22 protein-coding genes and 6 tRNA genes are annotated in these 26,037 nt (G+C 61.0%); 12 read left to right on the top strand and 16 right to left on the bottom strand.

Annotated elements, in window-relative coordinates; translation table 11 throughout:
• Positions 1 to 16: 16 nt before the first annotated feature.
• From LA321_RS03990 to pbpG, 10 genes are all read left to right on the top strand, one after another.
• Complete coding sequence (locus LA321_RS03990; RefSeq protein ID WP_042070704.1) at positions 17 to 1,363, top strand: maltoporin; 1,347 nt, start codon at positions 17 to 19, stop codon at positions 1,361 to 1,363.
• 11 nt (positions 1,364 to 1,374) lie between these two features.
• Positions 1,375 to 3,564, top strand: a complete 2,190-nt coding sequence (locus tag LA321_RS03995) for a CBM35 domain-containing protein (protein WP_042070706.1) — start codon at positions 1,375 to 1,377, stop codon at positions 3,562 to 3,564.
• Positions 3,565 to 3,752: 188 nt separating this feature from the next.
• Entirely contained in the window at positions 3,753 to 4,208 is a 456-nt protein-coding gene (locus LA321_RS04000) for a CBM35 domain-containing protein (RefSeq protein WP_042070708.1), read from the top strand.
• A 220-nt stretch (positions 4,209 to 4,428) separates the two neighbouring features.
• A complete protein-coding gene (locus LA321_RS04005) occupies positions 4,429 to 5,634 on the top strand; it encodes a carbohydrate-binding domain-containing protein (RefSeq protein ID WP_042070710.1) in 1,206 nt (401 codons plus the stop codon).
• Positions 5,635 to 5,729: 95 nt separating this feature from the next.
• The gene (locus LA321_RS04010; RefSeq protein WP_042070712.1) at positions 5,730 to 6,692 is read left to right on the top strand and encodes a LacI family DNA-binding transcriptional regulator; all 963 of its coding nucleotides are present in this window, start codon (positions 5,730 to 5,732) and stop codon (positions 6,690 to 6,692) included.
• A gap of 62 nt (positions 6,693 to 6,754) precedes the next feature.
• Positions 6,755 to 6,949: a heavy-metal-associated domain-containing protein gene (locus tag LA321_RS04015; protein WP_042070713.1), complete on the top strand. Its 195-nt coding sequence runs from the start codon at positions 6,755 to 6,757 to the stop codon at positions 6,947 to 6,949.
• A 130-nt stretch (positions 6,950 to 7,079) separates the two neighbouring features.
• Positions 7,080 to 8,138, top strand: a complete 1,059-nt coding sequence (ansB, locus tag LA321_RS04020; RefSeq protein ID WP_042025156.1) for an L-asparaginase 2 — start codon at positions 7,080 to 7,082, stop codon at positions 8,136 to 8,138.
• A 198-nt stretch (positions 8,139 to 8,336) separates the two neighbouring features.
• Positions 8,337 to 9,629, top strand: coding sequence for a hemolysin family protein (locus LA321_RS04025; RefSeq protein WP_042070715.1), 1,293 nt, complete (start codon positions 8,337 to 8,339; stop codon positions 9,627 to 9,629).
• Positions 9,630 to 9,647: 18 nt separating this feature from the next.
• Positions 9,648 to 10,313: a DedA family protein gene (locus LA321_RS04030; RefSeq protein ID WP_042025154.1), complete on the top strand. Its 666-nt coding sequence runs from the start codon at positions 9,648 to 9,650 to the stop codon at positions 10,311 to 10,313.
• 149 nt (positions 10,314 to 10,462) lie between these two features.
• Positions 10,463 to 11,290: a D-alanyl-D-alanine endopeptidase gene (gene pbpG, locus LA321_RS04035; protein ID WP_042070717.1), complete on the top strand. Its 828-nt coding sequence runs from the start codon at positions 10,463 to 10,465 to the stop codon at positions 11,288 to 11,290.
• A gap of 303 nt (positions 11,291 to 11,593) precedes the next feature.
• On the opposite strand, the gene LA321_RS04040 is transcribed toward pbpG, so the two are convergent.
• From LA321_RS04040 to pncC, 12 genes are all read right to left on the bottom strand, one after another.
• Positions 11,594 to 11,670 (bottom strand) — tRNA-Arg (locus LA321_RS04040).
• A gap of 25 nt (positions 11,671 to 11,695) precedes the next feature.
• A tRNA-Arg gene (locus LA321_RS04045) sits at positions 11,696 to 11,772 on the bottom strand.
• A 26-nt stretch (positions 11,773 to 11,798) separates the two neighbouring features.
• A tRNA-Arg gene (locus tag LA321_RS04050) sits at positions 11,799 to 11,875 on the bottom strand.
• Between the two features lie 26 nt (positions 11,876 to 11,901).
• A tRNA-Arg gene (locus LA321_RS04055) sits at positions 11,902 to 11,978 on the bottom strand.
• Between the two features lie 95 nt (positions 11,979 to 12,073).
• A tRNA-Arg gene (locus LA321_RS04060) sits at positions 12,074 to 12,150 on the bottom strand.
• Positions 12,151 to 12,153: 3 nt separating this feature from the next.
• Positions 12,154 to 12,246, bottom strand: a tRNA-Ser gene (locus tag LA321_RS04065).
• A 212-nt stretch (positions 12,247 to 12,458) separates the two neighbouring features.
• Positions 12,459 to 12,647, bottom strand: coding sequence for a carbon storage regulator CsrA (gene csrA / locus LA321_RS04070; RefSeq protein ID WP_026456466.1), 189 nt, complete (start codon positions 12,645 to 12,647; stop codon positions 12,459 to 12,461).
• Between the two features lie 103 nt (positions 12,648 to 12,750).
• Complete coding sequence (locus LA321_RS04075) at positions 12,751 to 13,989, bottom strand: aspartate kinase (protein ID WP_026456467.1); 1,239 nt, start codon at positions 13,987 to 13,989, stop codon at positions 12,751 to 12,753.
• A 16-nt stretch (positions 13,990 to 14,005) separates the two neighbouring features.
• Positions 14,006 to 16,630 (bottom strand): alanine--tRNA ligase, encoded by a 2,625-nt coding sequence (gene alaS / locus LA321_RS04080; RefSeq protein WP_042070719.1) that lies wholly within the window; start codon positions 16,628 to 16,630, stop codon positions 14,006 to 14,008.
• Between the two features lie 436 nt (positions 16,631 to 17,066).
• A complete protein-coding gene (locus tag LA321_RS04085) occupies positions 17,067 to 17,567 on the bottom strand; it encodes a regulatory protein RecX (protein ID WP_026456469.1) in 501 nt (166 codons plus the stop codon).
• A gap of 42 nt (positions 17,568 to 17,609) precedes the next feature.
• On the bottom strand, positions 17,610 to 18,674 hold the full coding sequence (gene recA, locus LA321_RS04090; protein ID WP_042070721.1) for a recombinase RecA: 1,065 nt from the start codon (positions 18,672 to 18,674) through the stop codon (positions 17,610 to 17,612).
• Positions 18,675 to 18,754: 80 nt separating this feature from the next.
• The gene (gene pncC / locus LA321_RS04095; RefSeq protein ID WP_042070723.1) at positions 18,755 to 19,246 is read right to left on the bottom strand and encodes a nicotinamide-nucleotide amidase; all 492 of its coding nucleotides are present in this window, start codon (positions 19,244 to 19,246) and stop codon (positions 18,755 to 18,757) included.
• A gap of 177 nt (positions 19,247 to 19,423) precedes the next feature.
• Here pncC and mutS point away from each other — a divergent pair, with 177 nt between their 5' ends.
• Positions 19,424 to 22,006 (top strand): DNA mismatch repair protein MutS, encoded by a 2,583-nt coding sequence (gene mutS / locus LA321_RS04100; RefSeq protein ID WP_042070725.1) that lies wholly within the window; start codon positions 19,424 to 19,426, stop codon positions 22,004 to 22,006.
• A gap of 66 nt (positions 22,007 to 22,072) precedes the next feature.
• On the opposite strand, the gene LA321_RS04105 is transcribed toward mutS, so the two are convergent.
• The 3 genes from LA321_RS04105 to LA321_RS04115 all read right to left on the bottom strand — a co-directional run bounded on the left by LA321_RS04105 (position 22,073) and on the right by LA321_RS04115 (position 24,123).
• Complete coding sequence (locus LA321_RS04105; RefSeq protein WP_042070727.1) at positions 22,073 to 22,972, bottom strand: type 2 periplasmic-binding domain-containing protein; 900 nt, start codon at positions 22,970 to 22,972, stop codon at positions 22,073 to 22,075.
• A gap of 67 nt (positions 22,973 to 23,039) precedes the next feature.
• A complete protein-coding gene (locus LA321_RS04110) occupies positions 23,040 to 23,729 on the bottom strand; it encodes an LrgB family protein (RefSeq protein ID WP_042070729.1) in 690 nt (229 codons plus the stop codon).
• Entirely contained in the window at positions 23,722 to 24,123 is a 402-nt protein-coding gene (locus LA321_RS04115) for a CidA/LrgA family protein (RefSeq protein WP_042070731.1), read from the bottom strand. Before LA321_RS04115 ends, LA321_RS04110 begins: the two co-directional genes overlap by 8 nt.
• 139 nt (positions 24,124 to 24,262) lie before the next feature.
• On the opposite strand from LA321_RS04115, the gene LA321_RS04120 reads away from it, so the two are divergent.
• The gene (locus LA321_RS04120) at positions 24,263 to 25,147 is read left to right on the top strand and encodes a LysR family transcriptional regulator (RefSeq protein ID WP_042070733.1); all 885 of its coding nucleotides are present in this window, start codon (positions 24,263 to 24,265) and stop codon (positions 25,145 to 25,147) included.
• Here LA321_RS04120 and LA321_RS04125 read toward each other — a convergent pair.
• Positions 25,141 to 26,007: a hypothetical protein gene (locus LA321_RS04125; protein ID WP_329602617.1), complete on the bottom strand. Its 867-nt coding sequence runs from the start codon at positions 26,005 to 26,007 to the stop codon at positions 25,141 to 25,143. The genes LA321_RS04120 and LA321_RS04125 overlap by 7 nt on opposite strands.
• Positions 26,008 to 26,037 lie beyond the last annotated feature (30 nt).

The raw sequence follows: 26,037 nt of genomic DNA on the forward strand, positions 1-26,037 counted from the left end.
AAAAGGAAGAGCAAAGATGGAAAAAATGCACAAGGTCATGCCCCTTTCCCTGCTGACCCTGGCCATGTTCAGCGGCCCCGTGTTGGCCGACAAGTATGACTTCGCCATGCACGGCTATGTCCGCTCAGGCATCCTGGCCAATCAGGATGGCAACCGGGTGGACTCCGTCGGCCTGATGCCGGATGGCAAATGGCGCCTGGGCAACGAGGACAACACCAAACTCGAGCTGATCCCCCAGGTGACCCTGACCTCAGATGCCGGCCCGGTCGCCAAGATCCAGGCCAACCTGACCCATGAGACCGACTGCACGTCCGACTGGAACTGTGTGGATGACGACGGCCACGACATTCAGGTACGCGAGGCCTTTGCCCAGCTGACCAGGCTCGACTTCGCACCGGATGTGGTGTTCTGGGCCGGCAAGCGTTACAGCAGCTCGAACACCTCCAGCCACCAGTACGACTGGGAGTACATCCAGTACAACGGCACCGGGGGCGGGGCGGACAACATCGACATCGGTTTCGCCAAGTTTGACGTCGGCGTCTACGCCTTCACCCCGAGCGACGAGGCCAAGGCCTATCCCCACGACGCGAACGAGCAGGGTTATCCGGACGACTACTCCCTCAACCTCTGGTTCAAGAAGATTGGGGGCGGCCCCATCGATCTGCAACTGGTCGCCCACCACATGAACCAGAACGAGAACAACGCCTGGAAGGAGAGTGCCGAGAAGGGCTATGGCGTCACCGGCATCTACAACTTTGACGGCTTCTACGGTCTGACCGGCGGTTACTCCCGCTTCGTGGCCCAGTTCGGCAAGGGCTTGGCGGCGGGCGACTCCCTCGGCAAGAACGGCTGGGGCTGGTCCAACCTGGATGACACCCAGTCCTGGCGCCTGGTGCTCGACGGCCTGGCTTCTCTCGGCAACGGTTGGGATGTCTCCACCTTCGCCTTCTACCAGAAGGACAAGAGCTACCGCTGGTGGACCGGGGATCAGGATGGCTGGGGCCGCTCCATGTGGGTCGCCGGGGTGCGTCCCATGCAGCAGATCACCCGGAACTTCGCCATGCAGTATGAGGTCGGCTACGAGTACCTCGACGATGACAACTACAAGGGCGTGGCGGGTAGCAAGGGCAAGGGGGGCATGACCAAGGCGACCATAGCGCCGACCCTGACCTTCGACTCCGGCTTCTGGAGCCGTCCGCAGCTGCGCCTGTTCGCCACCTACGCCAAGTGGGATGAGGGCGTCTCCGATGCCATCGACGGCAACTACGACTGGGGGAGCGGCACCCTCTCAGCCGGGGCTTACTCCCGCAGTGGCAAGACGGATACCTGGAACTTCGGTGTCCAGGGCGAAGTGTGGTTCTAAGGAGCACGAGCATGAGATCTCTCTTACGCAATACCCTGAGTTTCTGTGTGCTGTCGGTCCTGGCCGGCAGCACACTGGCGGCGCCTTCCCACTTTGAGCACTTTATCACCCGCCAGGGGGCGGCCCTGATGGATGGCAAGCAGGGGTTCCGTTTTGCCGGCATCCACGCCCCCGAGCTGCACCGCATCGAAGACGATGCGCGCGGCGTGTGCAAGGCCGACCCGCGGGGCTGGGGCCAGTACTTCAAGTGGCCGACCGCCGAGGAGCAGGCCAACTGGATCCGCGCCATGGTGCAGACTGGCGCCAAGGCCCAGCGGGTCTATGTCCTCTCGGTGCAGCAGGAGAACGACCAGGCTTGTGAGCGCGAGACCCACATTCTGGCCCCTGCCACGGCAGACGGCATGCCCGTGCTCAATGAAAAGGCCATGGTGGTCTATGACAACATGATTGCCGAGGCCGACAAGCAGGGGCTGCGGCTCATCCTGCCCTTCATCGATCACTGGTGGTGGTGGGGCGGGCGCGAGCAGCTGGCAGCCTTCTACAAGGAGACGGCAGACGACTTCTACGACACCTCGAGCAAGACCTACAAGGCCTATCAGGACATCATCCGCCAGGTGATCACCCGCAAGAACACGATCACCGGCCGTCACTACTATGACGAGAAGGCGATCATGGCCTGGGAGACCGGCAACGAGCTGGAGAACACCAATGAGGCATTCCTGACCCGGACCGCGGCCTGGATCAAGCAGTTCGCTCCGCACCAGCTGGTCATCGACGGCACCTACAAGAAGATCAACGACTTCTCTCTCAAGGATCCGAACGTCGACATCATCAGCAACCACTACTACACCAACGCCGGCAACAACCACCCGGATCAGGTGAAGAAGGATCTGACCGCCATCGCCGGCAAGAAGGTCTATCTGGTGGGCGAGTTCGGCCTGCTCGATCACCGGGATCTGGACAACATCATGCAGTCCATCGTCCATACCGAGGTGGATGGCGCCAAGGCGGTGGGGGGCTTCATCTGGGGTTTCCGTGGCCACCGTCACGACGGGGGCTTCTACTGGCACAAGGAGTACACGGGGCACTACAGCTATCACCTGCCCGGATTCCCGATAGAGGGCAAGGCCAACCAGGAGATGGACGTCGTCGACCTGGTGCGCAAGGCGTCGGCCCAGATGGCGGGTCTGGCGCAGGCGCCTGCCCTGCCGGCACCGGACGCTCCGTTGCTGCGCCAGACCGATTCGCCGTTTGCCATCAACTGGATGGGGGCGCCGGTGGGACGTGCCTATGACATCGAGCGCGCCACTTCCGCCAAGGGTCCCTGGACCCGTGTCGGCAAGGATGTCTCGGATGGCGTCAACGAGTGGGACCCGAGCAGGATGAGCCTGTTCAGCGACGACTACGGCTCGCTCAAGCTGGGTCAGACCTACTACTACAGGGTCATCGCCAAGAATGAGTCGGGTGCCTCCCAACCCTCCAACGTCATTTCGGTCAAACACACCCAGCAGAATCTGCCGCCTGTGGTCGAAGTGGGTGGCGATCTGACCACCTCGGTGGATCAGGGTGTCCTGCTCAGCGCCGTCTGGCGCGACGACCAGCTGCCGACCCCGCAGGTCAAGGTGGGGTGGCGCAGCACCGGGCCCCTCGAGGCCAAGTTCTGCCACGGCGATCAGGCCTCGACCCGTGCCTGGTTCCCTCAGGCGGGCGAGTATGAGCTGACCTTCAGTGCCGATGACGGCCTTGCCCGGAGTGCGAGATCCATCAAGGTGAAGGTGGATCGGGCCAGGGGCGAGCTGCCGGTCAGCTACTGCGAGTTCAGCTCTGCCGAGCTGGTGGCCAAAGAGGGTGAGCTGAACGTGGTCAAGAGTGCCGAGAACCAGCTGGAGGTGGCGGCCGACGGTTTCGCCGGTCCGTTTGCCAGCGAGGGTGACAAGATCACCTGGCACGTCGAGGCCCCCTGGTCCGGCGCCTTCAACCTGCACCTGCACTTCAACGGCAAGTGGGGCGGCAAGAAGAACAGCGTCGTCATCAATGGCACCGATATTCACCCGATCGAATTCCCGCAGACCGACGAGGCCGGTCAGGTGCAGGTCGTCCCGGTGCAGCTCAAGCAGGGCAAGAACCTGGTGAGCTTCGGTAAATTCGCCGGTGACTGGGGGTATATGTTCGTGAAGTCCGTCAAGGTCGTGGCGGAATAACAGTACGGGCCGCATCCCATGGCGCGGCCCGTATTCACTCGTGTTTCATTCACATCGGAGAGCGAGTCGTCGGAGGCCTCTTTTGGCGAGTGTGAAATATAGCCTTGTGCGGTTTATCCCGATACAGGGTGTCTCTTTCACATATTCAAAAATAGTGCGGCACGACCGTCTCCATGAAGGAGATAAAGATGAAGAAACATATTTTTCTCGGTGCTCTCTGGCTGGTGCTACCCGCGTTGTCCCTGTCTGCGATGGCGGCCGACTATCTGGTCGAGCAGTCGGCCGGAGATGGTCAACTGAATGTGGTCACCAGCGCCAAGGACCAGCTGACCCTGGGGGATGACGGTTTTCTCGGTCCCTTTGCCAGCGAGGGGGACAAGGTGACCTGGACGGTTGCGGTGCCCAGTGCCGGTGAGTACCAGCTTCGCCTCTTCTTCAACGCCAAGTGGGGCGGCAAGAAGAACACCCTGGTGGTCAACGGCGGCGAGCCGGTGCAGATCGACTTCCCCCAGACCGGTGAGGCCGGTGAAGAGAAGGTGATCCCGGTGACCCTGCAGGAGGGCAGCAACAGCATCAGCTTCGGCAAGGCGCCCAATGACTGGGGTTATATGTTCGTGAAATGGATCAAGATCGCGGCCAAATAATCGAACACCTGGCTGCCTGTGCGAGCCGGCAGCCACCTTATTCGCCCATCAGAAATAAATAACAAGAAGGGTCCTGATGCTCTGTGGATGATTTTATTGTCCGCCACAGAGAATGCCTCGGTGGTGTATTTCCATCACGACGTGACAATGAATGATGCGGTATCGCTGTCCTGGTTATGGAATAACCGCTTATCCCCTGGATAAATAAAAGGATAGAAAAGTGAAGAGAAAGACGATCATCGCTACCCTGCTGCTCGGCTGCAGCACCGTGCCCGCTCTGCTGCTGAGCCCTTCGGCCCTGGCCGCGACCACCTACCCGACCTGTGCCTCGGCGACCAGCGATCCGGACGGTGACGGTTGGGGCTGGGAGAATGGCCAGAGCTGCCAGGTGGTGGCAGGGTCGGGCGGCGCGACCACTTACCCGACCTGTGCCTCGGCGGCCAGCGATCCGGACGGTGACGGCTGGGGCTGGGAGAATGGCCAGAGCTGCCAGGTGGCCAGCTCCACACCGACACCGGGCACGGGGGACATGTATGTGAAGGATGGCCAGCTTTACTCCGCCAGTGGTCAGCGCTTCATCGCCCGCGGCATCAACCTGCAGTATGGCGACAATCCGGGGGCGGCCTTCGCGGCCATCACGCCGATCGCCAATACCGGCGCCAACATAGTGCGGCTGCAACTGCGCAAGCACACCACGGCCCAGGAGCTGCGCGGTGCCCTCGATGCCATCGTCGCCCGCAACATGGTCGCCATGCCCATGTACTGGGAGAGCGACGTGACCTGCCAGAGCAACCCGCAGCCGCTGCAGACCGCCGTCGACTCGCTCTGGCTCGGCAGCTGGAAGGCCGTGATGCAGGATCCCAAGTACAAGGGCAAGATCCTGCTCAACATCGCCAATGAATGGGGTGAGGATACCAACAATTACGCCGACTTTATCACCACCTACAAGGGGCTCATCAAGGGACTGCGCGATGGCGGCTATACCATGCCGCTGGTGATCGATGCGGCCCACTGCGGCCAGTACGTGCAGAGCTTCCTCTCGGGTCGTGGCAGCGAGTTGCTCAATGCCGATGCCAGCAAGAACCTGCTGTTCTCCCTGCACGCCTACCACTGGCTCTGGGACACGCCTGCCGAGATCGATGCCGCCATTGCCCAGATGAAGGCGCAAAACCTGGCGTTCCTGTTTGGCGAGTTCGGAGACAAGCGCTTCCAGGCCCCCAACAACGTCGATCACTATCATCTGCTTGGCAAGGCGCAGAGCGAGTCGGTAGGGTGGATAGCCTGGTCCTGGAAGGGGAATGGTGCCGGGGAAGAGGAGGTGCTAGACATGTCCTACGACTACGGCAGCATGGATCTCTCCCCAAGGGGAAATGACATCGTGTTCGGTGAGGCCGGCATTCGCCAGACGGCGTCCGCACTGCAATAGCATCTGGCTCACAGGGCGGGAGTCTGGAGGTTCCCGCCCCGTTGGGGGCATGGTAGGATGAAACCAGTTGTAAACCGGTTACCGGAATTGAACCCATGGCCAATATTACCGATGTGTCGCGTCTTGCGAATGTGTCCAAAGCCACTGTTTCCCGCGTTCTGAGCGGCTCGCGCGGCGTGCGGGAAGAGAGTCGCCTGGCCGTGCTGCAGGCTGCCGAGCAGCTGAATTTTCGACCCAATGCCACGGCCCGCTCTCTGGCGACCCAGGCGACGGATTGCGTGGGGATCATCCTCTCTTCCCAGCTTGGCAACCGGCTGGCCAGCATGCTGCCACTGCTGGAAGGGGCACTGACCAAGGCGGGTAAGAGCATGCTGGTGCGCTTCGCCGACGAGGCGGAGCAACAGCAGCGGGCGGTCGATGAGCTGTTGGGGGGGCGTTGTGACGGCGTGCTGGTGCTGGGAGCCAAGCAATCCATGGCGCCGGACGAGCGCCTCATCCAGCTCGATGGGGTGAGCGATTCGGACAACCTCAATCTCTGCTACGACCTGACGTTTGCCACCGAGAGCGCCTGCCGCTTCCTGCTTGGCAAGGGGCATCGCCAGTTGGTGCTGATGCTGGACGACAAGCTGTCGCCGGCGGGCAAGAGTGCCATTACGGGCTATCAGCAGGCACTGCAGCAGCAATCCCTGCCCTACAACGGCCAATTGGTGATCGACGGTGCCGACAACCAGCAGGCGCTGCTCGGCCTGCTCAACCGCTATCTGCCCTTCACCGCCCTGGTGGTGCAGCAGGATGCCCAGGCGGCCGATGCCATGCGACTGCTGCGTGAGTTCAACCTCCACGTTCCCCAGGATGTGTCCGTCATCAGCCTAGAGGGGGCCACCCTGGCAAGCCAGCTGACTCCGCCATTGACCTGCATCGAATACCCGAGTGAACGGCTGGCCCAGGAGAGTGTGCGCGTGCTGCTGGCACAGCTGGCACAAGGCCTGCGTCCGGCCGACGAACCGCAGAAGTTCCAGGGGCGTCTGGTGGTGCGTGAGTCGGTACTGGCCCGCTAGGGCTTGACCTTGCTGCGGGCGTCAGCTTTAGGCTGGGGGGACATTCAGAGAGGAGATATCCCATGACCATCGAACTCACCGTTTCCGGCATGTCCTGTGGTGGCTGCGCCGCCAGCTTGCAAAAAGCGTTGCTGGCCCAGCCTGCCGTCAGCGCAGCCAGCGTCGATTTCGCCAGCAGCAAGGCGATCATCGAGAGCGAATTGAACAAGGCGGAGCTGATCGCCCTGATTGAAGCCAAGGGCTTCTCGGCAAGTTAATTTATCTCTATAGAGGTATAAAACAGGTTAAAAATCTGTACTCACCTGTCTTTTGGTGAGTTTTATCACAGACGTCGATTATTAAATGGGCAAACTTGCTGCGATTATTCCAACCAGAAGGATTTGCAGCATGACCCTACCGATCCGCAAGACCCTGCTCGCCGCCGTGCTCGGCCTGACCCTCTCCCCCATGGCCATGGCCCTGCCCAATGTGCATATTCTGGCCACCGGCGGCACCATCGCCGGCGCCGGCCAGTCTGCCACCCAGTCCAATTATGAAGCTGGCAAGGTAGCCATCGAGACCCTGATCGCCGCCGTACCCGAAATGAAGAACGTGGCCGACGTGCAGGGAGAGCAAGTAGTCAAGATTGGCTCCCAGGATATGAACGACGAGGTGTGGCTGAAGCTTGCCAAGCGGGTCAACGAACTGCTGGCCAAGGATGATGTTGATGGCATCGTCATCACCCACGGCACCGACACCATGGAAGAGACCGCCTACTTCCTGAACCTCACCGTCAAGAGCGACAAGCCGGTGGTACTGGTCGGCGCCATGCGCCCCTCCACTGCCATGAGCGCTGACGGCCCGATGAACCTCTACAACGCCGTGGTCACCGCCTCCGATCCCGCCTCCAAAGGCCGTGGCGTCATGGTCGCCATGAACGATACCGTGCTGGATGCCCGCGACGTCACCAAGACCAACACCACTGGCGTGCAGACCTTTGCCGCTCCCAACTTCGGTCCGCTCGGCTACATCCACAACGGCAAGATCGACTATCAGCGCAGCCCGGCTCGCCTGCACACCAGCAAGACCCCGTTCGATGTGAGCAAACTCGACAAGCTGCCCCAGGTCGGTATCGTCTATAGCTATGCCAACGCCACCGAACTGCCGGCCAAGGCCATGGTGGATGCCAAGTTTGATGGCATCGTCAGCGCCGGGGTAGGCAACGGCAACCTCTACCACAGCCTGTTCGACACCCTGGCTCAGGCGAGCAAGGACGGCATTCGCGTGGTGCGCTCCGCCCGCGTGCCGACCGGCGCCACCACCCTGGATGCCGAGATCGACGACGCCAAGTACGGCTTCGTAGCCGCCGGCACCCTGAACCCGCAGAAGGCGCGCATCCTGCTGATGCTCTCCCTGACCCAGAGCAAGGATCCGGCCCAGATCCAGCGCTGGTTCCAGCAGTTCTGATCGAATCAATTCAGGCAATAACAATCAAGGGCGGGATTTCCCGCCCTTTTTTGGCTCCCCTCCCCTGACAGGGGCCTCGCCTGCCCCGAGCCGGGTCGTGATAAATTAGCGAACCGGATCACCTGCTTTCACAAGCGCATCGCGGCCAAATTCATTACACTGCCTGCGATCTTTTCTACTTAGGAGTGCTGCCGCAGTATGGAAATATTGATCCTGTTGGGATTGATTTTGCTCAATGGCGTCTTCGCCATGTCGGAAATTGCCATCGTGACCGCACGCAAGGCTCGCCTTGCCAAGATGGCCAGTGAAGGAAGCCGCTCCGCCGCCATCGCCCTCAGACTCGCGGAAAACCCGACCCACTTTCTCTCCGCCGTCCAGATCGGCATCACCACTATCGGCCTGCTCAATGGTATCTACGGCGAATCCCTGCTGGCCCAACCTTTCTCACTCTGGCTGCAGGAGTGGGGACTATCCCCCAAGACCAGCGGTACGATCGCCACCGTCATCGTCGTCGTCACCGTGACCTATCTCTCCATCGTGGTGGGGGAGCTGGTGCCCAAGCGGCTCGGCCAGCTCAGCGCAGAACGCCTTGCCTGCCTGATTGCGCTCCCCATGCACTGGCTCGCCACCCTGACCCGTCCCTTCGTCTGGCTGCTGTCAGTCTCCACCAATGTCACCTTGCGCCTGTTGCGGGCCAAGCAAGATGGCGGCGCCAACGTCACCGAGGAGGAGATCCACGCCATGCTGGTGGAGGGCTCCGAAGCCGGGGTGATCGAGGATCATGAGCACACCATGCTGCGCAATGTGTTCCGTCTCGACGAGCGCAGCCTCTCCTCCCTGATGGTGCCGCGCAGCGATATCCGCTATCTGGATCTGTCGCTGCCGCTGGAAACCAACCTGCAGCGCCTGGTGGAGGAGCGTCACAGCTATTTCCCGGTCTGTGACGGCAACCTCTCCGAGCTGGTGGGGATCATCGACGTCAACAAGGTGTTGTATGCCTATATCAAGGGGGAACCCATCGACCTGGCCGCCCTGACCCAGGAGGGAAGCCTGCTGCCCGAGACCCTCAACGGGGTCGAGCTGCTCAACCACTTCCGCACCCACAGCGAACAGATCGCCCTGGTGGTGGATGAGTATGGCGAGTTGCAGGGGCTGGTCACCCAGCAGGATCTGATGGAGGCGCTGGCGGGGGATTTTCAGCAGGAAGACGGCGACGACAACTGGGCATTCCAGCGCGCCGATGGCAGCTGGCTGCTCGATGGCCTGATCCCTTTGCCAGAATTGAAGGACTGTCTGGAGCTGGTTCGCCTGCCCGAGGAAGAAAAACATCACTATCACACCCTCGGAGGGCTTATCATGCTGCTCCTTGGTCGTGTTCCACAGACCGGCGACCTGGTCACCCTGGAACAGTGGCAACTGGAAATTGTTGACATGGATGGTCTGCGCATCGACAAGGTGCTCGCCATGCCCTTGACCGATCAACCCAGCTAACCTGCGGAGTTTGCAAGAATGGAGCGGTTTTACCAACTGGCCCACGCCTTTATGCATCAGGATCTGGTGACCCTGTCTGATCCCCAAATGGCCTTCATGGTCTGTGCCGTCTTATTGACCTTTCTGGTGCTCGAGAATGGCTTTATCCCCACCGCTTTTCTGCCCGGCGACAGCCTGCTGATCCTGACCGGCGTGCTCATCTATCAGGATGTGCTGTCACTGGCAGTGATACCGCTGCTGATCATGGCCACCTTTGTCGGCACCTGGCTTGGCTACATGCAGGGCCGCTTTCTCGGCCACACCCAGATGTATCATCGCCTGATGTCTCACGTGGAGGATCGCCACAAGGAGAAGGTCTACTACCTGCTCGACAAGTACGGCATCCTGACCCTGATCACCGCCCGCTACATCGCTTTCGTGCGCACCGCCTATCCCTATATCGTTGGCGCCACCGAGCTGCCGCAGGGACGCTTTCTCGTCGTCAATTTCATCAGCTCCATCATGTGGATCTGCCCGCTGGTGGGATTCGGCTACTACCTGAGTCACACCAAGCTGGCAGCCGAATACCAGTCCCAATTTCTCAGCATCATCCTCTACCTGCCGATCGTGCTGCTGGTCAGCGGCATCATCGCCCTGCTCTGGCGCTGGCTCAGCAAACGCAAGGCTGCAAAATCCCGGGATTGACACCCACCTCAAAAAAGCCCTCGAAAGAGGGCTTTTTTGAGGCTCGCATTTGCGCAAATTGTAGAAATAGTCTGTAGAGCCCCTTGTCAATGCAGGGTAAAAATGCGTGAATCTACCGCCTTTTTTTCCATGTGAACGGAGTCGGTAGTATGCGGTGTCGGGTTCGCGCAGTTGCGCTGGTTTTCGGATTGATAGGGATGCTGGGATTGCCTGCGGTCAGCGCCGCCCCCAACCCCGCCAAATTGGACATTCGTTCGAGCAGTGCCCTGGTCGTCGACGTCAACACGGGCAAGACTCTCTACCAGAAGAATGCCACCAAGGTGCGTCCCATCGCCTCCATCACCAAACTGATGACAGCGCTGGTGGTACTGGATGCCAGACAGGATCTGGCTCAGACCCTGACCATCGACAAGGAAGATCTGGATCGGGTGAAGCACACACACTCCCGCATTCGCATGGGTACCAAGGTGACCCGTCGTGACGCACTGCACCTGACCCTGATGTCCTCCGAGAACCGGATGGCCTCGGCCCTGGCCCGTCACTACCCGGGCGGCCGCAGCGCCTTTATCCGCGCCATGAACAACAAGGCCCGACAGCTGGGCATGCACCAGACCCATTTCTACGACGCCACCGGTCTCTCCACTCGCAACGTCTCCACCGCCCAGGATCTGGGCAAGCTGGTCACCGCAGCCTATCGCCAGCCACTGATCCGCCAGTTTACCCAGGATGAGCACAGGGAGATGCGCTTCCAGGCCCCCTCCTACAGCCTGATGTTCAACAACACCAACCCGCTGGTAAAAAATCCGGACTGGGACGTACGTCTCTCCAAGACCGGCTTCACCGACGAGGCTGGCCGCTGCCTGGTGATGCGTGCCAAACCGGACAGCCGGGAGCTCGCCATCGTGTTGCTCAACTCGGTGGGCAAGCTCACCCCGGTCGGCGATGCCAACCGCATTCGCAAATGGCTGAGAAGCTAAAGACGAACGACGTGAAAAAGGATGCTGCGGCATCCTTTTTTATTGCCCGTGATCCCACAGCCCATGACAGGCCTCCAGCACCCGCCTGAGCAAAAAGGAGATAGATGACGGCCCGGGGCGAAGAAATACGTGTCAGAGTGTTGGCAGCGGCCATGCAGGGGATCTGGCAGAGGCGTCAGCAACGAGCCGGTCAGAGGAAAGAAGAAGCGAATGGAAAGAGGGCGGCAACCAGGTGTTGGGTATTTCCAAGACCGGATCCAGCCCATAAAAAAACAGCCCCGACCTGAGTCGAGGCTGTCTGTATGGTGCGCCCGAGAGGATTCGAACCTCTGACCACCTGGTTCGTAGCCAGGTACTCTATCCAGCTGAGCTACGGGCGCTCATAAACTTTGTACTGCTTGAAAATGGTGCGCCCGAGAGGATTCGAACCTCTGACCACCTGGTTCGTAGCCAGGTACTCTATCCAGCTGAGCTACGGGCGCTCATAAATTTTTGTACTGCTTGAAAATGGTGCGCCCGAGAGGATTCGAACCTCTGACCACCTGGTTCGTAGCCAGGTACTCTATCCAGCTGAGCTACGGGCGCTCATAAATCTTTGTATTGCTTTAAAATGGTGCGCCCGAGAGGATTCGAACCTCTGACCACCTGGTTCGTAGCCAGGTACTCTATCCAGCTGAGCTACGGGCGCCCTGTTTTAAAACGATAAAAAAAGCTTACTCAACAGTAAGCCTTCTTCTAGTGCCGACTTGCTGATGGTCAACACATGACTCCGAGAGTCTAATATGGTGCGCCCGAGAGGATTCGAACCTCTGACCACCTGGTTCGTAGCCAGGTACTCTATCCAGCTGAGCTACGGGCGCAAATGGCGGAGAAGGGGGGATTCGAACCCCCGATGCGGGTATAAGCCGCATACTCCCTTAGCAGGGGAGCGCCTTCAGCCTCTCGGCCACCTCTCCGTTTGCGGGGCTGATAATACTTCACAGGGATTTTTAGTCAAACACTTTTTTGGAGAAAAAAGAGCGTTCGCTCAGCATTTGGTCAAAGCGTGGAATATTCAAGCAATATCGACACTTATCCCGTTGTTTTACGCCGTGCAGCCGATTTCACGGGCCATAAAAAACAAAAGGCGACACATGAGGTGTCGCCTTGTCACTGCCTGGAATCCAGCTTAGAAGTTCGGCTGGCCCGGAACCTTCTCAGCCTGGATACGCTGATAAATCTCTTCGCGGTGCACGGAAACTTCTTTCGGTGCGTTCACGCCGATACGAACCTGGTTGCCTTTAACGCCCAGTACGGTGACAGTCACTTCGTCACCAATCATCAGGGTTTCCCCTACACGACGAGTCAAAATAAGCATTCGCTTGCTCCTGTATCCTGTTTTGTTTTTATATCGATATGCGACATTATCTAACAAAGATACCGATATGGTAAATGGTTGAAACTAAATCAATCAGAGATTGTTAGCCCAGGGGCTGCTCTTGGGGCGCTTGATCCAACCCGAAAGCTGCGTGCAGGGCTCGCACCGCCAGCTCCAGATACTTCTCGTCAATCACCACAGAGATTTTGATTTCAGAGGTGGAAATCAGCTGCATGTTGATCCCCTCCTCGCCCAATACCTTGAACATGGTGCGGGCAACACCGGGGTGGTTCCACATGCCGACACCGACAATGGAAACCTTGGCGATCTCGCCATTTCCCTGCACACAGGAGGCGCCCAGCTCGCTGGCCGTTTCCTCAAGCAGTGCGCGGGCACGGCGGTAATCGTCCCGATTCACCGTAAAGGTGAAGTCGGCGGTGCCGTCACCCAGGGTGTTTTGCACAATCATGTCGACATCAATGTTGGCATCGCTGATCGGATTCAGGATCTGCGCGGCCACGGTCGGTTTGTCAGGCACACCCAGAATGGTCAGGCTGGCCTCGTTGCGGTTAAAAGCGATCCCGGATACCAGGGGAGCTTCCATCCTCTCACCTCCATATGTGATTAAGGTTCCCTCTCCATCGATAAAGCTCGACAGTACCCGCAGCGGGACGCGGTATTTGCCCGCAAACTCCACCGAACGGATCTGCAGCACCTTGGCCCCCAGGCTGGCCATCTCCAGCATCTCCTCGAAGGTGATGGTATCGAGACGACGAGCCTTGGGCTCGATGCGCGGATCCGTGGTGTATACCCCATCAACATCGGTAAAGATCTGGCACTCATCGGCCTCGATGGCCGCCGCCACGGCAACCGCCGTGGTGTCCGAGCCGCCCCGGCCCAGGGTAGTGATGGCGTTGTGCTCATCACGGCCCTGAAAACCGGCGATCACCACTACCTTGCCCGCCGCCAGTTCTGCCTGAACCAGCTCGGTATCGATATGGGTGATGCGCGCCTTGCCATAGGCGGAATCGGTGTGAATGCGTACCTGATCACCGGTCATTGAGACCGCAGGACAACCGCGTTTGTTCAACGCGATCGCCAACAGCGCTATGGTGACCTGCTCACCGGTGGAGACAAGCACGTCCATCTCGCGCCGGTTGGCATCAGGATCCAGCTGCTGGGCCATGCCCAGCAACCGGTTGGTTTCGCCCGACATGGCGGAGACCACCACCACCACATCGTGTCCCTGGGCGCGGGTCTGCTGAACCCGCTCAGCGACCGCCTCGATCCGCTCCAGCGTGCCGACCGAGGTGCCGCCGTACTTCTGTACATAGAGTGCCACAGATCACCTCGCCCTATTACAGGCGCTCTTCCAGCCAGGAGTGAACGGATTGCAGCGCTGCCGGTACGGCCTCTGGCTGGGTACCACCCGCCTGAGCCATGTCCGGACGACCACCGCCCTTGCCGCCCACCTGCTGGGCTACCAGATTGACCAGTTCACCGGCCTTGACCTTGCCGGTCAGGTCGTTGGTGACACCGGCGATCAGGTTGACCTTGTCATCGCTGCTGGTTGCCAGCAGTACGACACCGGATTTCATCTGGTTCTTCAGCTCGTCCAGCATGCCGCGCAGGGACTTGGGATCAGCCCCTTCCAGCGCTGCAACCAGCACCTTCTGCCCCTTGATCTCGATGACCTGGCTCAGCAAATCGTTACCGGCCTGGGCAGCCAGCTTGGCCTTGAGCTGCTCCAGCTCGCGCTCCATCATCTTGGCCTTGTCCAGCACCTGACGCACCTTGTCCGCCAGGGAGAACTGGTCACCCTTGATGAGGGCCGCAGTCTCTTCGATCTGCTCACCCAGCTGGTGCATGTAGTCGATGGCGGCCTTGCCGGTCACCGCTTCGATACGACGCACACCGGCGGCGATACCGCTCTCGGCGATGATCTTGAAGAAACCGATGTCACCGGTGCGCTTGGCGTGGGTACCACCACACAGCTCGGTGGAGTAGTCGCCCATGCGCACCACGCGCACGTCGTCCTCATACTTCTCGCCGAACAGCGCCATGGCACCGGCCGCCTTGGCGGCTTCCAGACCCATGACCTGGGTGCTGACTTCATGGTTGGCGCGGATCTGGGCGTTGACCAGCTCCTCGACCCGACGAATGGTCGCCATGGTCAGGCCTTCGAAGTGGGAGAAGTCGAAACGCATGCGCTCGGCGCCCACCAGAGAGCCCTTCTGGGTCACGTGATCACCGAGCGCCTGACGCAAGGCAGCGTGCAGCAGGTGAGTCACGGAGTGGTTCAGGGCCACAGCCTGACGACGGTCGGCGTCCACCACGGCTTCGACCTCGGCGCCCTTCTCCAGGGTGCCCAGCTCCATGTAACCCTTGTGGATGATGGCCTTGCCCGCCTTCATGGTGTCGGTCACGGCGAAGATGCCGTCGTCCACCTTGAGGGTACCGGTGTCGCCGATCTGGCCACCGGACTCGGCGTAGAAGGGAGTCTGCTCCAGCACGATGACGGCTTCGTCACCGGCGATCAGCGCATTCACCTCTTCGGTGCCCTTGTAGATGCCGATCACGCGAGTCTGCTCGCTCAGGGTCTTGTAACCGGTGAACGGAGTCTCGAAGTCGAGCTTGAGCATCTCGTTGTAGTTCACACCGAAGCTGGAGGCCTCTTTGGCACGGGCACGCTGCTTCTCCATCTCGGCGTTGAAGCCTTCCTCGTCGATGCCGATCTCGCGCTCGCGCACCACGTCGGCAGTCAGGTCAGCCGGGAAGCCGTAGGTGTCGTACAGCTTGAACACCACCTCGCCCGGAATGACCTTGGCGTCACCCAGGTTGGCCAGGGCATCTTCCAGCAGCAGCAGACCGCGGTCCAGGGTGCGGACGAACTGTTCTTCTTCGATGCGCAGCACGCGCTCGACCAGCGGCAGCTGGGCGATCAGCTCTTCGGCCACATCTTTCATCTGCACCGCCAGCTCGGCAGCCAGCTTGTAGAAGAAGACATCGGTGGCGCCCAGCTTGCGACCGTGGCGCACAGCGCGACGGATGATGCGACGCAGCACATAACCACGACCCTCGTTGGAGGGCATGACGCCGTCGGCGACCAGGAAGGCGCAGGAGCGGATGTGGTCGGCGATGACGCGCAGGGACTGGTTGCTGAGATCGGTGGTGCCGACGATCTCGGCCGCCTTCTTGATCAGCGCCTGGAAGATGTCGATCTCGTAGTTGGAGTGCACACCCTGCATGATGGCGGAGATACGCTCCAGACCCATGCCGGTATCCACGGACGGACGGGGCAGCGGTTCCATGGTGCCGTCGGCCTGACGGTTGAACTGCATGAACACCACGTTCCAGATCTCGATGAAGCGGTCGCCATCCTCTTCTGGAGAACCGGGACGGCCACCCCAGATGTGATCGCCGTGGTCATAGAAGATCTCGGTGCAGGGACCGCACGGGCCGGTATCGCCCATGGCCCAGAAGTTGTCGGAAGCGTACGGCGCTCCCTTGTTGTCACCGATGCGCACGATGCGATCGGCCGGCACGCCAACTTCCTTTTCCCAGATGTCGAAGGCTTCATCGTCAGTCGCGTAGACGGTCACCAGCAGGCGCTCTTTCGGCAGTTGCAGCACCTCGGTCAGGAAACCCCAGGCGAACTTGATGGCATCCTGCTTGAAGTAGTCGCCAAAACTGAAGTTGCCCAGCATCTCGAAGAAGGTGTGGTGACGAGCGGTATAGCCGACGTTTTCCAGATCGTTGTGCTTACCACCGGCACGCACGCAACGCTGGGAGGTGGTTGCGCGGTTGTAGGCACGCTTGTCTGCGCCAAGGAACACATCCTTGAACTGGTTCATACCCGCGTTGGTAAACAACAGGGTCGGGTCGTTATGCGGTACCAGCGAGCTGGAGGAGACAACCTGGTGCCCCTGGGAACGGAAATACTCGAGAAACGCGGTGCGTATCTCAGACGTGGACATATACATGGAAAATCCTGCTTGATTCGAATACGGACTTTTAACCGCATTAATGTAAGTTTTCTGCGGGGTAAAGTAAAACGTACCGGCCCGTCACGGGCGAAAAAGCACGCATAAACGGGTGGGTGAAGAAAAGGGAGGCAAATGCACGCTTTTCCGGCCACGGATCGCGCCAAAAGCAGCGGAAAATAACCGCAGGATGCGACAAAACCGGACCCGTTTCATCATCCGTAGCCAAGCCACTGAACAAACAGGAAAAAGCTGCTGAGCCGCGATCAAGGAGCGAGTCCCGGTGAGTCGTCAGACGAAGGGAAGCTGGCGAGAAGGAGCCGGTTAAAGGGAATTGACAGGCTCAGGGGCCACGCGGCCCTATGGTCAGCGCAGGAGACGAACTGGCAGTTATCGTCACCGACATCTTGTTATCTCGCCAGCCTGCACCGCGTCCCTATTCCTCCCGCTCCTGCAAGGCAGAGAGGGCATAGCGTGCCTGATCCTGAGTAAAGCCTCGCCCCAGCAGATACTTGAGCCACTTCATGCGCAGCTTGAAATCGGCCAGGTCGGCGACTCTGGCGCGCCGCTCCAGCAGATCAAAAGCCAGTTCGAACCAGTCCAGTTCGGGTTGCTCGAAGGCGGCGTCGATCTGGCTGTCGTCCAGCCCCTTGCGTCGCAGGTCGAAGCGGATCTTGATGGGCCCGTGCCCCTTGGCGGCACCGGCTCGCACCGCCATGGCGCCATAACGCTCGTCATTGACCCAGTTGTAGCCACGGCAGTAGTCGACGACCGCTTCGATCACCTCCTGGCTGAACCCCTGCTGGCGCAGCCGGTTGGCCAGTTCGGATTCGGCACTCTCGCGGCGGGCGAGACTGCGCATGGCGAAGTTGCGGGCGGCCGCCAGCTGCTCTTCGAAGCTGGGCTGTGCGGGTTCGGTAGTGGATTCATCAACCATAAATGACAAGGCCGGGTATCGACCCGGCCTTCCTGTTACTCGTTATTCGAACTCTTGTTCGCTTTCGACGTCGAACTCGTCTTCTTCCGCAACGACCGCCTTGTCATCGGCAGGAACTACGCCGGAGAGCAGCAGCTCGCGCAGCTTGGCCTCTACCTCTGCAGCCATGGCCTTGTTCTCGGCAAACAGCTTCATCACGTTGGCCTTGCCCTGACCGATCTTCTCGCCGTTGTAGCTGTACCAGGCACCGGCCTTGTCGATCAGCTTGTGCTTGACGCCCAGATCCACCAGCTCGCCCTCTTTGGAGATGCCGGCGCCGTAGAAAATCTGGAATTCAGCCTGCTTAAAGGGCGGGGCCACCTTGTTCTTGACCACCTTGACGCGGGTCTCGTTGCCGACCACTTCATCCCCTTCCTTGATGGCGCCGGTACGACGAATATCCAGACGCACGGAGGCGTAGAACTTCAGTGCGTTACCACCGGTCGTGGTCTCCGGGCTACCAAACATGACGCCGATCTTCATCCGGATCTGGTTGATGAAGATGCACAGGCAGTTGGCGTTCTTGATGTTGGCGGTCAATTTACGCAGCGCCTGGGACATCAGACGGGCTTGCAGGCCGACGTGGGAGTCACCCATCTCGCCCTCGATTTCCGCTTTCGGAGTCAGGGCGGCCACGGAGTCGACGATGATGACGTCGACGGCGTTGGAGCGCACCAGCATGTCGCAGATCTCGAGCGCCTGTTCGCCGGTATCCGGCTGGGAGATCAACAGATCATCGACGTTGACGCCCAGTTTGGCGGCATAGATGGGGTCGAGTGCGTGCTCCGCATCGACGAAGGCACAGGTCTTGCCCTTCTTCTGGGCTTCCGCGATCACCTGCAGGGTGAGGGTGGTTTTACCGGAAGATTCCGGGCCGTAGATCTCGACGATACGACCGCACGGCAGACCACCGATCCCCAGCGCCACGTCCAGGGAGAGAGAACCGGTAGAAATGGCTTCGATGTCCATGGTCTTGCTGTCGCCCAGACGCATGATGGAGCCTTTGCCAAACTGCTTTTCGATCTGACCCAGCGCAGCCGCCAGTGCCTTCTGTTTGTTCTGATCCATGCCAATCTCCGCTGGAAATCGTGAGTAAGAAGTGAAGTTGGGCTAAGTATACTGTCTATTCATACAGTATCAAGCCCAATTTATCTGAGCAGGGCCAACAGACCCGACAAGGCCTGTCTCACCGCCTGCTGGCGCACCTGCCGGCGGTCGCCGTCGAAGCGGGCAAGCAGGGAGTGATGACGTCCCGAGCTATCCGCCCAGGCAAACCAGACGGTACCGACCGGCTTGCCTTCGGTAGCGCCGCCGGGGCCGGCGATGCCGCTGATGGCCACACTGATGGAGGCAGACGAGTGGGCCAAGGCGCCGCGGGCCATCTCCAGCACCACTGCCTCGCTCACGGCGCCATGCCGCTCAAGGCTCTCGTCGCTCACCCCCAGCATCTGCTGCTTGGCCTCGTTGGTGTAGGTGACAAAGCCGCGATCAAACCAGCCGGAGCTGCCCGCGATGTCGGTGATGGCGCTCGCCACCCCGCCGCCGGTGCAGGACTCGGCGGTCGCCGCCAGCCAGTCGCGCTGGCCAAGGGCATGTCCCAACTCGATGGCCAGGTGCTCAATCTCTGCATCCAGTGTCATGGCGGATCTCCTGCTCATTGAAGAAGCACATTATGCGATCCCGATCCTGTCGCCCGCAACCGGAGGCAATCCAAGCCGGCCTCCCCCGTCGCGACGCTTATGTGTAGAATGGCGCCATCAAGCTCAAGGCTCATCACCGCAGACACAGGCCCGCAGAGGCCCCTTCTGGAATAGCACATGACCGCACAACACCAATCCACTGGCGCCGCGCCAGGCGCCAATCTCAGCGCCCATACGCCCATGATGCAGCAGTATCTGACCCTCAAGGCCGAGAACCCGGAGATCCTGCTGTTCTACCGGATGGGCGACTTCTACGAACTGTTCTACGACGATGCCCGCAAGGCTTCCCAGTTGCTCGACATCTCCCTGACCAAGCGCGGTCAGTCGGCGGGCAGTCCCATCCCCATGGCGGGCGTGCCTTATCACGCCATCGAGGGGTATCTGGCCAAGCTGGTACAACTGGGCGAATCCGCGGCCATCTGCGAGCAGGTGGGGGATCCCGCCACCAGCAAGGGGCCGGTGGAGCGCAAGGTCATTCGCATCATCACCCCGGGCACCGTCTCCGACGAGGCGCTGCTCAGCGAGCGTCAGGACAACCTGATCGCCGCCGTCTATCACGATGGCCGCCGCTTCGGCTACGGCACCATGGACATAGGCTCGGGCCGTTTCTTCATCAACCAGTTCGAGAAGGAAGAGACACTGCTGGCCGAGCTGCAGCGCACCAATCCGGCCGAGCTGCTCTACCCCGAATCGTTCGAATTCCTGCACCATGTCGAAGGGCGCCGCGGCCTGCGCCGCCGCCCGGAGTGGGAATTCGAGCTCGGCACTGCCCGCAAGCTGTTATGCCAGCAGTTCGGTACCCAGGATCTGGTAGGCTTCGGGGTCGAGCAGAGCGAGACCGCCCTGTGCGCCGCCGGTTGCCTGATGCAGTACGTCAAGGACACCCAGCGTACCGCCCTGCCCCACATTCGCAGCGTGCGCCTCGAGCAGCCCGATCACGCCGTCATCATGGATGCCGCTACCCGCCGCAATCTGGAACTGACCCAGAATCTGGCCGGTGGCCACGACAACACCCTCTCCGCCGTGCTCGATTGCACCGCAACTCCGATGGGCAGTCGCTTGCTCAAGCGCTGGATCCACCAGCCGATCCGCGACAGGGTGATCCTCAAAGGTCGCCAGAGCACCATCAAGGAGCTTATCGAGCAGAACCTCTATGACGAGCTCGGCGGCCTGCTGCGCCAGGTGGGTGACGTGGAGCGGGTGCTGGCGCGCCTGGCCCTGCGCTCTGCCCGTCCGCGTGACCTCACCCGGCTGCGCCAGGCCTTCGCCCAACTGCCCGAACTGCAGCGGCTGCTGGCGGAGAGCGAACACGAGGCGGTACAACAACTGCGCGAGCGTGCCAGCACCTTCCCCGAGTTGCATGACCTGCTGGAACACGCCGTGATGGAGGTGCCGCCCGTACTCATTCGCGATGGCGGCGTCATCCGCGAAGGGTTCAACCAGGAGCTGGACGAGCTGCGGGATCTGGCCAACGGCGCCACCGCGAGCCTGGCCCGCATCGAGGAGCGCGAACGGCTGCTGACCGGCATCAACACCCTCAAGGTGGGCTACAACAAGGTGCACGGCTTCTATATCGAGGTGAGCCGCGCCAATAGCCATCTGGTGCCGGCTCACTACATCCGCCGCCAGACCCTCAAGAACAACGAGCGCTACATCATCGACGAGCTCAAGAAGTACGAAGACAAGGTGCTCACCGCCCAGGCCCAGGCGCTGGCGCTGGAAAAACGCCTCTACGAGGAGCTGCTCGATGATCTGCTGCCGCACCTGGGCGAGCTGCAGGAATCGGCCGCCGCCCTGGCTGAGCTGGACGTGCTGGCCAACCTGGCGGAGCGGGCCGAGACCCTCGACTACCGTTGCCCGACCCTCATCGACGAGGATCAGATCCTGATCGAGGCGGGCCGCCACCCCGTGGTGGAGCAGGTGATGACAGACCCCTTTATCGCCAACCCGATCCGGCTCGAGCGGGAACGGCGGATGCTGATCATCACAGGCCCCAACATGGGGGGTAAGTCCACCTATATGCGCCAGACCGCGCTGATCGTGCTGCTGGCCCATATCGGCGCCTTCGTGCCTGCCGACAGCGCCCGCATCGGCCCCATCGACCGTATCTTCACCCGCATCGGGGCATCCGATGACCTGGCATCGGGCCGCTCCACCTTTATGGTGGAGATGACCGAGACCGCCAACATCCTCAACAACGCCACTGCCCGCAGCCTGGTGTTGATGGACGAGATCGGCCGCGGCACCAGCACCTATGACGGCCTGTCGCTGGCGTGGGCCTGTGCCGAGCAGTTGGCAAGCAAGATCGGCGCCTACACCCTGTTCGCCACCCACTACTTCGAGCTGACCCGTTTGCCGGAGCTGATGGAAGGGCTTGCCAACGTTCATCTCGATGCGGTGGAGCACGGCGACACCATCGCCTTTATGCACGCGGTGCAGGAGGGGGCGGCCAGTCGCTCCTACGGTCTGCAGGTAGCGGCGCTGGCGGGGGTGCCGAAATCGGTGATCCAGCAGGCCCGTCACAAGCTGCACGAGCTGGAAAGCGCCACCCCGGTGGCCGCCGGCGAAGTGCGCCTGGCCCCGGTCGCCCTGCCGCCCCAGAGCCATCCGGTGGTGGAGGAGCTGGAAGCGGTGCGCCCGGACGAGCTCACCCCGCGCCAGGCGCTGGATCTGCTCTATCGCCTCAAGCAGATGCTGTAACCGACAACGAATGCAAACAGGGGAACCGCGAGGTTCCCCTTTTTCATGGCTGGCGGCCAACCCCTGTCAGGGCAAGCCGGGACCGAACTGCCCTTTGAACGGATCGTAGTAGTAGGCGCGATAGTCGAAATCCATCTCCTTGAGCAAGGTATTGGACAGTTCGAGGTGCAGCCTTCCATCCAGCTTCGCCTGGTCGAGGGAAGGTTTGAAGTGATGCAGCCAGAGCCGCTGCAACGAGCCATCCTGCCAGGCCAGCCGGATCCCCTCCGAGATGCGCTGGATCGCCGCCTGATTGGCCTTGTTGGTGTAAAAGAGATGGAGAAAGGGATAGTGCAGCACCAGGCGTCGATCCACGGTGAGCGCCGGCAGATCCCCGTGCTGCTCCTGCTCGATGAACACCTCATTCACCCCGCGGCAAAACAGATCGACCCGACCGCGGGCGACCAGCCGGAACAGCCGCTCATAGCTGTCGACCTCCTGAACCCGCAAGCCGGCATTGCGCAGAATGGCCACATCCTGCCAGCCGCGCCCCTGACCGTGCACAAACTGCCGCAACTGGGCCAGGGTACTCACGTTCGCCACCGCCTGTTCCTGCTGCGGGCTGACAAAGCAGATGCGGTAACCGAGCAGACCCAGCTCCACCGGGAATCGCACGTAATCGAGGAGGTCACTGATCGCCGCCGGTTGCGGGGTATCGGCCGCGAACAGGTTGGGATAGAGGTTGGCTTTCATAGCTTGGCGCATCCGCACCCGGTTCATCGGTGGTGCCAGCCGCAGCTCGTAATCACCGTGGCTGTCGCGGGTCTTCTCCAGCGCCAGTTGCAGCAGGTCGTGAGTATAGAGAGCCCGCATATCCCGTTCACTCTCCGGGCTGATATGGGTAAAGACATCGCCAGCCCGGGTTGGGCTGGCGAAAAACAGGCTGCAGAAGAGCAGACAACAGAGAGCAAGGCGATGGTTGGTCATATGGCTCGTCCCGGGCGCACTGCTTTGAGTGTAGCGCTGAGTACTGCCCGAGGAGGCACGCCTCTCCTTACCAGAAGATCTTGCCCAGCAGGGGCGCCAGCAGCACGGTGACCATGCCAGCGATCATCATCACCATGCTGGAGACCACCCCTTCCTCATTGCCCATCTGGTAAGCCCTGGCGGTGCCGGCGCCATGGGCCGAGGCACCAAACCCGGCCCCCTTGCCGAGCCGGCTGCGAATGGCCAGCACGGTGAGCACGCTCTCGCCGACCGCCATGCCGATCACCCCGGTCAGCACCACGAACAGGGCGGTGAGATCGCTCTCGCCACCGATGGCGCGGGTCGCCTCCACCGCAAACGGAGTGGTGATGGAGCGCATCGCCAGGCTGCGCTGCAGCATGTCGGAGAGATCCAGCCAGCGGGCCAGCAAGACGGTGCTGCCCACCGCCATGATGACGGAGGCCACCACCCCCACCGAAAGAGAGAGCCAGTGCCGACGAATGAGCCGGCGATTCTCGTAGACGGGCACCGCAAAGGCCACGGTCGCCGGCCCCAGCAACCAGAGCAGCCAGTGGGATTCGGCCATGTAGTCCCGGTAGGGAATGTGGAACAGCAAGACCACCGCCACCAGCAGGGTGGGTGCCAGCAACAGCGGCATCAGGGGCAGGATGCGCTTTTTGCCATAGAGCCACTTGCTGGCGTAGTAGAAGATCAGGGTCAGGGCGAAACAGACGAAACCGAGCAGGGTATCAGACATGGCGGCGACTCCGGCGAGCCAGTTTAAGCTCGAGGCGATAGACCCGGTCCACCACCAGGGCCGTGGTGCCAAGCACCAGCGTGGTGCTGACCAGCAGCACCACCATGATGCGCCACCCCTCCTGCAGCAACAGCTCCTGATAGTTGACTACCGCCACCACGGCGGGCACGAAGAACAGCAGCATCTCCGCCAGCAACCAGCGGGCGCCAGCCTCAAACCACTGTGCCTTGACCACCCCGAGCAGGATGCAGGCCAGCAGCAACAGCATGCCGGTGAGGTTGGCGGGGAGCGGAATGTGCAGGGTACGCACGGCGGTATCGGCCAGCAGCCAGACAAGGGCCAGCAGGGCGATTTGGAAGGGAGTCTGGAACCAACGAATGCAGAGGGCTTTCATTATCGTCGTCTTTCTGTGAACTGGGTCACAGTATAAAGAGACGGTAAACCTGCAAGAAATGAATTTAAATTATCAAAATCATGCCAAATTGGCATGTTAGGATAACCCGGTCAGACACACGCCAACCAGAGGGAAATCCATGGATATCCGGGCCCTGCGCTACTTCGTCGAACTGGTGCGGGAGCAGAGTTTCACCCGCGCCTCGGAAAAGCTGTTCGTCACCCAGCCCACCATCAGCAAGATGATCCGCAACATGGAGGAGGAGCTGGGCCAGCCCCTGCTCAACCGGGAGGGGCGCCGCTTCACCCTGACCGACAGCGGCCGGGTGCTGTTCAACCGCGCCCAGACCATACTCGCCGAGATGCAGCAGCTGGAAGACGAGCTGGCCGACCTGCAAAGCCTGAAGCACGGCCGCCTCACCCTCGGCATTCCCCCCATGGTGGGCCATGTCTATGCGGATCTGATCCGCGCCTATCGTACCCGTTATCCCGGCGTGGAGCTGAGCCTGGTGGAGTATGGTGGACGCCGCATCGAACAGGCGGTGCTGGAGGGAGAGCTGGATCTGGCCATCACCATGCTGCCGACCAGGGAGGAAGCTGCCCTCAGTACCCTGGATCTGGACTGCTACCCGATCCGGGTGGTGTTGCCGGACTTGCCCCGCTGGCACGGCGATGCTCCGCTTCGGCTCGATGCCCTGCAAGATGAGCCCTTTTTGCTCTACACCCGGGCCTTCACCCTGAGCGAGCGGCTGGAGCAGGCCTGTCAGCAGGCCGGCTTCGAGCCCCAGGTAGCGGCCCGCAGCAGCCAGTGGGACTTTCTCATCGCCATGGTGCGCAGCGGCATGGGGGTGGCCTTCCTGCCCGAGCCAGTCTGCCGCAGGCTGACCCCGGACGGGCTGGTACTGCGTCCGCTGGCGCCGGAACTGAGCTGGCGGCTCGGGGTGATCTGGCCGAAGGAGCGTTACCTCTCCCGCACCGCAGAGGCCTGGCTGGCGCTCTGCCGTGAGCGCGATCTGCCTCACTGATCGCCGAAACGATCCGTCATCGGGTTGTAGAAGTAGGGGCGGTAATCGAAGCCAATCCCCTTGAGGAAAGGATTATCCAGCCGGATCAGGTGGCGCTGCGGCAACTTGGCAAAATCGATGGCCGGGCCGAAGCTGCCGCGCCACAGCGCCTGCAGCGAGCCATCCTGCCAAGCCAGTTTCAGCCCCAGCTCGACCCGCTTGATGGCCTCACTGTTTTTCCCGTTGGTATAAAAGACCCGTGGCAGGGGGTAGTAGAGTAACAGGCTGCTATCGACGGCAAGATCGGTCACCCCCTGATGGGTCAGCAACTCGTTGCGAAGCTCGCTCACCCCGCGGCAAAACAGATCGAAACGACCGCGGGACACCATCTTGAACAGCTTCTCGTAACCATCCACCTCCAGCACCTGCAAGCCCGAGCGGCGCAGGATCTCGATATCCAGCCACCCCTTGCCCTGACCGAAAGTAAATGACTGCAGCTCCTTGAGACTGGTCACCCGGGTGACGGCCACCTGTTGTTGCGGGCTGACGAAGCAGATCCGGTAGCTGACGATACCGAGGTGAATGGGGAAACGGACATAGGCCAGCCCCTCTCCCTCGCGGGCACTGCTGTAGCTATCCATCACCATCAGGTTGGGCAGCAGATTGAGATCCATGCTCAGACGTGCTCGCGCCTTGGTCATAGTGGGCGCAGGAATCAGTTCGTAGTCGCCGAAGGTGTCGCGGGTCTTGTCGAGGGCGAGGCGCAGCAGCTCCCTGTCATAGGTGGTGCGGGGATCCTGCTCGCTCTCCGGGCCTATATAGGTGAAAAGGGTGGCAGCCTGTGCCATCACCGGCAGCAGGCAGAGCAGGGATGCAAACATCAAACGCGGCAACACCATAAACTGGACCTT

The sequence above is a fragment of the Aeromonas enteropelogenes genome (assembly GCF_020097295.1).
Classification (GTDB): domain Bacteria; phylum Pseudomonadota; class Gammaproteobacteria; order Enterobacterales; family Aeromonadaceae; genus Aeromonas; species Aeromonas enteropelogenes.

Coding starts and splice junctions, on each gene's coding strand:
- LA321_RS04030 (WP_042025154.1), top strand. CDS start 9,648: ATGGAGCGGTTTTACCAACTGGCCCACGCCTTTATGCATCAGGATCTG.
- recA (WP_042070721.1), bottom strand. CDS start 18,674: ATGGATCAGAACAAACAGAAGGCACTGGCGGCTGCGCTGGGTCAGATC.
- LA321_RS04115 (WP_042070731.1), bottom strand. CDS start 24,123: ATGAAAGCCCTCTGCATTCGTTGGTTCCAGACTCCCTTCCAAATCGCC.
- LA321_RS04085 (WP_026456469.1), bottom strand. CDS start 17,567: ATGGTTGATGAATCCACTACCGAACCCGCACAGCCCAGCTTCGAAGAG.
- LA321_RS04010 (WP_042070712.1), top strand. CDS start 5,730: ATGGCCAATATTACCGATGTGTCGCGTCTTGCGAATGTGTCCAAAGCC.
- LA321_RS04000 (WP_042070708.1), top strand. CDS start 3,753: ATGAAGAAACATATTTTTCTCGGTGCTCTCTGGCTGGTGCTACCCGCG.
- LA321_RS04120 (WP_042070733.1), top strand. CDS start 24,263: ATGGATATCCGGGCCCTGCGCTACTTCGTCGAACTGGTGCGGGAGCAG.
- LA321_RS04025 (WP_042070715.1), top strand. CDS start 8,337: ATGGAAATATTGATCCTGTTGGGATTGATTTTGCTCAATGGCGTCTTC.
- LA321_RS04105 (WP_042070727.1), bottom strand. CDS start 22,972: ATGACCAACCATCGCCTTGCTCTCTGTTGTCTGCTCTTCTGCAGCCTG.
- LA321_RS03995 (WP_042070706.1), top strand. CDS start 1,375: ATGAGATCTCTCTTACGCAATACCCTGAGTTTCTGTGTGCTGTCGGTC.
- LA321_RS04125 (WP_329602617.1), bottom strand. CDS start 26,007: ATGTTTGCATCCCTGCTCTGCCTGCTGCCGGTGATGGCACAGGCTGCC.
- alaS (WP_042070719.1), bottom strand. CDS start 16,630: ATGTATATGTCCACGTCTGAGATACGCACCGCGTTTCTCGAGTATTTC.
- LA321_RS04110 (WP_042070729.1), bottom strand. CDS start 23,729: ATGTCTGATACCCTGCTCGGTTTCGTCTGTTTCGCCCTGACCCTGATC.
- ansB (WP_042025156.1), top strand. CDS start 7,080: ATGACCCTACCGATCCGCAAGACCCTGCTCGCCGCCGTGCTCGGCCTG.
- pbpG (WP_042070717.1), top strand. CDS start 10,463: ATGCGGTGTCGGGTTCGCGCAGTTGCGCTGGTTTTCGGATTGATAGGG.
- LA321_RS03990 (WP_042070704.1), top strand. CDS start 17: ATGGAAAAAATGCACAAGGTCATGCCCCTTTCCCTGCTGACCCTGGCC.
- pncC (WP_042070723.1), bottom strand. CDS start 19,246: ATGACACTGGATGCAGAGATTGAGCACCTGGCCATCGAGTTGGGACAT.
- LA321_RS04015 (WP_042070713.1), top strand. CDS start 6,755: ATGACCATCGAACTCACCGTTTCCGGCATGTCCTGTGGTGGCTGCGCC.
- csrA (WP_026456466.1), bottom strand. CDS start 12,647: ATGCTTATTTTGACTCGTCGTGTAGGGGAAACCCTGATGATTGGTGAC.
- mutS (WP_042070725.1), top strand. CDS start 19,424: ATGACCGCACAACACCAATCCACTGGCGCCGCGCCAGGCGCCAATCTC.